The organism is Pseudomonas sp. XP1, assembly GCF_053557675.1.
Window position 1 is genome coordinate 1 of the sequence record NZ_JBNRIJ010000054.1, and the last position, 6447, is coordinate 6447.

Consider the following 6447-nt stretch of genomic DNA (forward strand, 5'->3'; position numbering starts at 1 on the left):
AGTGGCTACAGGACTGCCACTGTAGTGCTGCCGCAGCCAAATGCCTATCTGTGAGGACTGTCCAAGGCCAAAGTGCGCCGCTGTTTGGCGCAAGGACAGACGATGCTCAAGCATGTACTTGAGCACCCGCCGCTTGAATTCCTCAGTGTAGCGGCGACCATGCGAGCGGGGGCTGAGGCTGGCATCGACTTGGTAGCCAGCAACCCAGCGCCGAAGCAGGCTGAAATCGATGCCAAAGTGTTGTGCCACCTTGCGAAAGCCCCGGCTGCCCTCTAGGTAAGCGGTGATAGCCGTGAGCTTGAACTGCTCTGTGTATTTACCCATAGATCCCCCAAGGGTTGGATTGGTGTCCAACTTCTTGGGGGCAGTCCAGGTTTCGCGCTGTTCCCGAGGTCATCGCGGTCCCTGTGGGAGGTGGCTTGTCGTGGCGACGAACCGCGTCGATGGGCTGCACGGCAGCCCTTCACTCCCCACCCTATACTCCGAGAACCACCCCAGCCTCGACCAGGGAGGCGGTCGCGTGAGCACTCGAGTCCTCCTGCTGCTGTGCCTGCTGCTGGCCCTGGCGGGCTGCGCAGGCAAGCCCGCACCTATCCCCCAGGCACCGGTAGTGCTCACCTCCGCCGCCTGGCAACGCATCGATCAGGACCTGATCGAAGCCTCGGTTGGCGCCACCGGCTCGGCCAACGACTATGCCCGGCGCTCCATGCGAGTATGGAAGGAACAGGTACAGCAGCGCACCGAAAGCGACTTCATCCCCTGGTTTACCGGCTACTGGACCCAGCAGTGGCTGACCCTCAAGGTAGCCTGGTACAAGATCGACAGCGGTGAAGGACGGGAACCGGCGGAAAAGCGCCTGGCGCTGTACCTGCAGGAGCAGTACCACAAGCGGGTTATCGAACCGGTGGCCGAGCAGATCAACCCCGAAGGCATTCGCGACCGCGCCAGCGAGCTGTACCTGCAACTGCTCGGCCAGCAGTTGCCGGCTATCATCAGCCGCTACAACGCCCCCCCCGAGCAGTTCAGCCAGCGCCTCAACCGCATTCCCGCCATCGCCCTGGGGCCGCCGGATGCACGCAATGCCAGCCTGTACCAATTGCTGCGGGCCAAGTCGCTGGCGCAGCAACCGGCCTGGCAAGCCATGCGCCAGCACCTGCACCAACAGGCCAGCAAAGGCCCCGGGAAGACCGATGTCGGGCTGAATTCGGTGGCCAACCAGGCCAGTGAAAAGCTTGGCGCTACCCTGGCTCCGCGCGGCATCGCCAGTGCCGTGGCGTCGGCGGTAGGCAAGGTGGCGGGGGCGATGATTTCGATTGCGGCGGCCGGTTACGGGATGATGACCCATGACCGTGAACACCCGCAGATGGTCGAGCAGTTGCGGGTGATCCTCAACGTGGCGCTGAACCAGGAATGGCAGGAGCTGATGGAGAACCGCCAGAGCGGGGCCATGGCAGGGGTGTACTACCTGTCGGGGCAGGTCGAGGACAGCTTGCTGGCCAGTGCGCCGAGGACGGAGGAACAACCGGTCGAGCAGCAGGTGAGGCAGCAGCAGGAGCCTTTGATCATTCGGCTGCCACCTTAGTGGTTGACTGTTCGGTCCTCTTCGCAGCACAAGGCTGCTCCTACAGCGACCGCACCGGCCTGAAGGTTGTGCGGTCGCTGTAGGAGCAGCCTTGTGCTGCGAAGAGGACGGAACAGGTTGAATCAGGCTGCTGCCATTGCCGAACTGGGCAAGCCAAAGACCCGGTCGAACGCCCAGTTGTAGGCAAAGGTGTAGCACGGCACCAGCACGATGAACGCCATGTCCACCAGCAACGCCTCCAGCAATGTCATGTCCAGCCACCAGGCAATCAGCGGGATCAGGTACACCACCAGGGTCAGCTGGAAGCCGATGGCATGCGCCACCCGCCGTGCCACACTGCGCCCGCGTTTGGCCTGGCGGCTCTCCCACCACTCGAACAAGGTGTTGTAGATCAGGTTCCAGAGCATGGCGATGGTGGTGATCATCACCGCCAGAGGCCCGGTATGCGAGGCCTGGGTGTCCGACAGGTAGGCCAGCCCGAGGGTCGACATGCACAGCCCGATCAGTTCATAGAAAGTCACGTAGACCAGTTTGCGTTTGATTCCCTGCACCCGGGGTTGCCTCCAATGACAAAGCGATGGGGCGCGATCATGCTTCATCGTGCTTGACAGCAAAAGTCAGCAGCTGTCAGATCTACTGACAGGAGGCTGCCATGAACTTTTCCAGTGACAATATCCAGCTGTTTCTCGCCGTACTCGACCGTGGTTCGTTCTCCGCGGCCGCGCGCGCCCTGCAGCGGGTGCCTTCGGCCGTGAGCATGGCCATCGGCAACCTCGAGGCCGAACTAGGCTACACCCTGTTCGAGCGCGGCCCCCGCGAAGTCCGCCCGACCGCCCAGGCCATGGCGCTGGAACCCCATGCCCGGCTGATCGCCGAGCAGCTGGGGTTGCTGCAGGTGCATGCCCTGGAGCTGTCGCAGGGGCTGGAGAGCAGCCTGACCCTGGCCGTGGTGCCGGACATCGACCACAGCCCGCTGCTGGCGGCCATCGCCTGCCTGGGTGAGCGGCACCCGCTGCTTGACATCGCCCTGCTCAGCGCTCCGCAGGAAGAGGCCATGCACCTGCTCGACAGCGGCCGCGCCGACCTATGCGTGGCCTTTGCCGGACTGCAGGTCGATGCCCGTCGCGGCTTCCAGCACATCGGCATGGAGTCGCTGGTAGCCACCCTGTCCCCCACCCATCCGGCCTTGCGCGGGGGGCGAATCCACTACCTCGAAGACCTGACCCGGGTACGCCAGATCCTGGTACGCAGCCGTGACCTGCCGCTGGCCGACCCACGCCCGCTGATAGGCGCAACGCACTGGTCAACCGACAGTTTCGACCTCGCCCTGCAGATGGTGGAGGCCGGCCTGGGCTGGGGCGACCTGCCGCTATCGCGGGTCGCGCCACTGCTGGCCAGCGGGCGCCTGGTGCGCCTGGATTTTCGCAACACCTGCAACGAGCTGCAGTTGCCGGTACACATCTTCTGGCGCAGGCAGCAACCGTTGCAGCAGGCTGCACGCCTGTTGATCGAGAATTTGTGTAGCCGGTGAATGCCGTCCGTCGAAACGACCGTAAGAAATTTCTGTAAGCACTTCAGTCTTTTACCCCTTGAGCCGATATCCCGGTCGATAGGTTCCGCAATGCGTCATGAGCGCGCTGCGCCCTCCCCTCATTGGCCCAAGGTCTCGAAACATGAACCTGAAATTTCGCCACAAGATCCTGCTCAGCGCCTGCGGCGTCGTGGTCCTGGCATTTGCCCTGTTCACGCTCTACAACGACTACCTGCAACGCAACACCATTCGCCAGAACATAGAAGCTTCGGTGCAGCAGTCCGGTGCACTGACCGCCAGCAGCGTGCAGAACTGGATGAGCGGACGCATCCTGGTACTGGAAAACCTGGCTCAGGACATCGCCCAGCAAGGCGCCGGTGACACCCTGCCCGGGCTGATCGAGCAGCCGTCCTACACGCGCAATTTCCTGTTCACCTACCTGGGCCAGGCCAACGGTGTGTTCACCCAGCGCCCCGATACGCAGATGCCCGCCGGTTACGACCCACGTCAGCGCCCGTGGTACGGCGCCGCGGCCAGCGCCGGGCAGACCGTGCTGACTGCCCCGTACCAGGGCGCTGTCGGCGGCCTGATGGTAACCATCGCCACGCCGGTGAAAAGCAAGGGCAATGGCGAGTTGATCGGTGTGGTCGGCGGTGACGTCACCCTCGATACCCTGGTCGAGATCATCAACTCGGTCGATTTCGGCGGCATCGGCCACGCCTTCCTGGCCGACAGCAATGGCCAGGTGATCGTCAGCCCCGACAAAGACCAGGTGATGAAGAACCTCAAGGACATCTACCCCGGCAGCAACCTGCAAGTCGCCGCCGGCATGCAGGATGTCACCCTCAATGGCCAGGACCGCATCATCTCCTTCGCCCCGGTAGCCGGCCTGCCCTCGGCACAGTGGTACATCGGCCTGTCGATCGACAAGGACAAGGCCTACGCCGCGCTCAGCCAGTTCCGCACCTCGGCGATCATCGCCATGCTGATCGCCGTGGCTGCCATCGCCGGCCTGCTCGGCCTGCTGATCCCGGTGCTGATGAGCCCGCTGACCACCATGGGCCGCGCCATGCGCGACATCGCCGAGGGCGAAGGTGACCTTACCCGCCGCCTGACTGTGCAGAACAAGGACGAGTTCGGCGAGCTGGCCACTTCGTTCAACCGCTTCGTCGAGCGTATTCATGCCTCGATCAGCGAAGTGTCCTCGGCAACCCGCCTGGTGCACGACCTGTCGGAAAAGGTGATGAACGCCTCCAATGCGTCGATCATCGGCTCCGAAGAGCAAAGCATGCGCACCAATAGCGTGGCCGCAGCGATCAACGAGCTGGGGGCTGCCACCCAGGAAATCGCCCGTAACGCCGCCGATGCCTCGCAGCATGCCAGCGGTGCCAGCGAGCAGGCCCACGGTGGCCGTGAAGTGGTCGAAGAAGCGATCAGCGCCATGACCGCCCTGTCGCAGCGCATCAGCGAGTCCTGTGCGCAAATCGAAACGCTCAACGCCAGCACTGACGAAATCGGCAAGATCCTCGACGTGATCAAGGGCATCTCGCAGCAGACCAACCTGCTGGCGCTGAACGCCGCCATCGAAGCGGCCCGTGCAGGTGAGGCCGGCCGTGGCTTTGCCGTGGTGGCCGACGAGGTACGCAACCTGGCGCACCGCACCCAGGAATCTGCGGAAGAAATCCACCGCATGATCACCAGCCTGCAGGTAGGCTCGCGCGAAGCGGTGCACACCATGAACACCAGCCAGGTTTCCAGCGAGCAGACCGTGCAGGTGGCCAACCAGGCCGGCGAGCGCCTGGCCAGCGTGACCCAGCGCATTGGCGAGATCGATGGCATGAACCAGTCGGTGGCTACCGCTACTGAAGAGCAGACCGCCGTGGTCGAGAGCCTCAACCTGGACATCACCCAGATCAACGCCCTGAACCAGCAAGGGGTGGAGAACCTCAACGAGACCCTGCGCCATTGCGACCAACTGGCCCAGCAGGCCGGGCGCCTGAAGCAGCTGGTAGGCAGCTTCAGGATCTGATGGCCCAGGGGGGCGCTCTGCGCCCCAATCGCGACGCAAGGCCGCTCCCACAGGTGCCATGCGATCCTTGTGGGAGCGGCCTTGTGTCGCGATCGGGCTGCGCAGCAGCCCCCTACGCCACCGCCGCTTTAACCACTTTGCTCCGCCGCAACCAGGCCAACAGCACCGCCGCCATCAGAACGAAGCCCAGGTAGCCGAACACCGGGTACACCTCACCCACCAGGCTGATGAACCCCACCAGGCTGCAACCGAACGCCACCACCCCGGTCACCACCGAGCCCCAGCGAAACTTCGCCGTACCCGACGGCATCAGCCGCGCGAGGAAGGAAAACAACGTACCCACGGCGGTGTTGACGATCATGCCGAAGATGATCAGGCACATCACCAGCCCCAGCAGTGGCGATACTTCGTTGGCGATCGACAGCATCGGCATCGGCAGGTCAGCCACGCTGTCCAGGCGCGACAACAGCCCGGCACTCATCACCAGCATCAGCCCGCCCAATGCTGCACCACCAAGCAGCCCACCCCATACTGCAGTTCTCTCGCCCTTGGCCGAGCCGCCCAGGATGGCCAGGATCGGCGCGCCGGCAACGATGTTGTACGACACGTACAGCAACGCCCCCAGCAGCCAGTGACGAGTGCCCGCTTGTTGCTGGCTGGCCAGGTGGTCAAGCTGGGCGAAGCTCTGCTCCCGGCTGAACACGGCGTACAACGCGATCGCCGATGCCACCAGGATCAGCAACGGGGTAATGGCGCCAATGGCGAGGATCACCTTGCGCACGTCCAGGCACACGATGCCCACCACCACCAGTGTCACCAGCACGCTGCCGGTCAGCGCCGGGATACCGAACTGCTGCTCCAGCAGGGCACCACCACCGGCCAGCATGACCACGGTGACGGCAAACATGAAAAAGGTGATCAGCCAGTCGACGAACAGGCCCAGGTGACGGCCGCAGATGGCCTGGATCACATCCTTGTGCGAGGTGGCCTGCTGGCGATTGCCCAGCCCCGCCAGGGCCATGCCGAGGAGGGTGAACAAGGCTGCACTGACCAGTGCACCGGCCAACCCCCATACGCCAAAATCGACAAAGAACAACAACAGTTCCCGCCCCGAAGCGAACCCCGCCCCCACGATCACGCCGACAAATGCGCCTGCAATCTTCAGCTGCTCTTGCATGTGAACCTCTGGATTTATTGTTGTTGTCTCACTGCCACCACATCGCTTTTGTGGGAGCGGGGGGGGGGGGGGGGGGGGGGGGGGGGGGGGGGGGGGGGGGGGGGGGGGGGGGGGGGGGGGGGGGGGGG

6 protein-coding genes and 1 pseudogene are annotated in these 6447 nt (G+C 64.0%); 4 read left to right on the forward strand and 3 right to left on the reverse strand.

Annotated elements, in window-relative coordinates:
* The coding region (locus tag ACK1U9_RS24745; RefSeq protein ID WP_449110248.1) for a transposase at window positions 1–324 on the reverse strand (324 nt) is incomplete at its 3' end.
* Window positions 325–520: 196 nt separating this feature from the next.
* On the opposite strand from ACK1U9_RS24745, the gene ACK1U9_RS24750 reads away from it, so the two are divergent.
* Entirely contained in the window at window positions 521–1582 is a 1062-nt protein-coding gene (locus tag ACK1U9_RS24750; RefSeq protein ID WP_108480306.1) for a hypothetical protein, read from the forward strand.
* Window positions 1583–1704: 122 nt separating this feature from the next.
* Here ACK1U9_RS24750 and ACK1U9_RS24755 read toward each other — a convergent pair whose 3' ends face one another.
* Window positions 1705–2133 carry a PACE efflux transporter gene (locus ACK1U9_RS24755; RefSeq protein WP_046616821.1) on the reverse strand — a complete coding sequence of 143 codons (429 nt, stop codon included), beginning with the start codon at window positions 2131–2133 and terminating at the stop codon, window positions 1705–1707.
* Window positions 2134–2234: 101 nt separating this feature from the next.
* On the opposite strand from ACK1U9_RS24755, the gene ACK1U9_RS24760 reads away from it, so the two are divergent.
* From ACK1U9_RS24760 to ACK1U9_RS24770, 3 genes and pseudogenes are all read left to right on the forward strand, one after another.
* The gene (locus tag ACK1U9_RS24760) at window positions 2235–3113 is read left to right on the forward strand and encodes a LysR family transcriptional regulator (RefSeq protein WP_449110249.1); all 879 of its coding nucleotides are present in this window, start codon (window positions 2235–2237) and stop codon (window positions 3111–3113) included.
* Window positions 3114–3255: 142 nt separating this feature from the next.
* Window positions 3256–4287, forward strand: a pseudogene (gene mcpA / locus ACK1U9_RS24765) (methyl-accepting chemotaxis protein McpA); the annotation flags it as partial.
* A 114-nt stretch (window positions 4288–4401) separates the two neighbouring features.
* On the forward strand, window positions 4402–5142 hold the full coding sequence (locus tag ACK1U9_RS24770; protein ID WP_370290711.1) for a methyl-accepting chemotaxis protein: 741 nt from the start codon (window positions 4402–4404) through the stop codon (window positions 5140–5142).
* 112 nt (window positions 5143–5254) lie between these two features.
* Here ACK1U9_RS24770 and ACK1U9_RS24775 read toward each other — a convergent pair whose 3' ends face one another.
* Window positions 5255–6319, reverse strand: coding sequence for a YkvI family membrane protein (locus tag ACK1U9_RS24775; protein WP_153670969.1), 1065 nt, complete (start codon window positions 6317–6319; stop codon window positions 5255–5257).
* Window positions 6320–6447: the final 128 nt, after the last annotated feature.

Excerpts from the sequence above, each read along its gene's own strand:
- ACK1U9_RS24760 (WP_449110249.1), top strand. The coding sequence starts at position 2,235 with ATGAACTTTTCCAGTGACAATATCCAGCTGTTTCTCGCCGTACTCGAC.
- ACK1U9_RS24770 (WP_370290711.1), top strand. The coding sequence starts at position 4,402 with ATGCGCACCAATAGCGTGGCCGCAGCGATCAACGAGCTGGGGGCTGCC.
- ACK1U9_RS24775 (WP_153670969.1), bottom strand. The coding sequence starts at position 6,319 with ATGCAAGAGCAGCTGAAGATTGCAGGCGCATTTGTCGGCGTGATCGTG.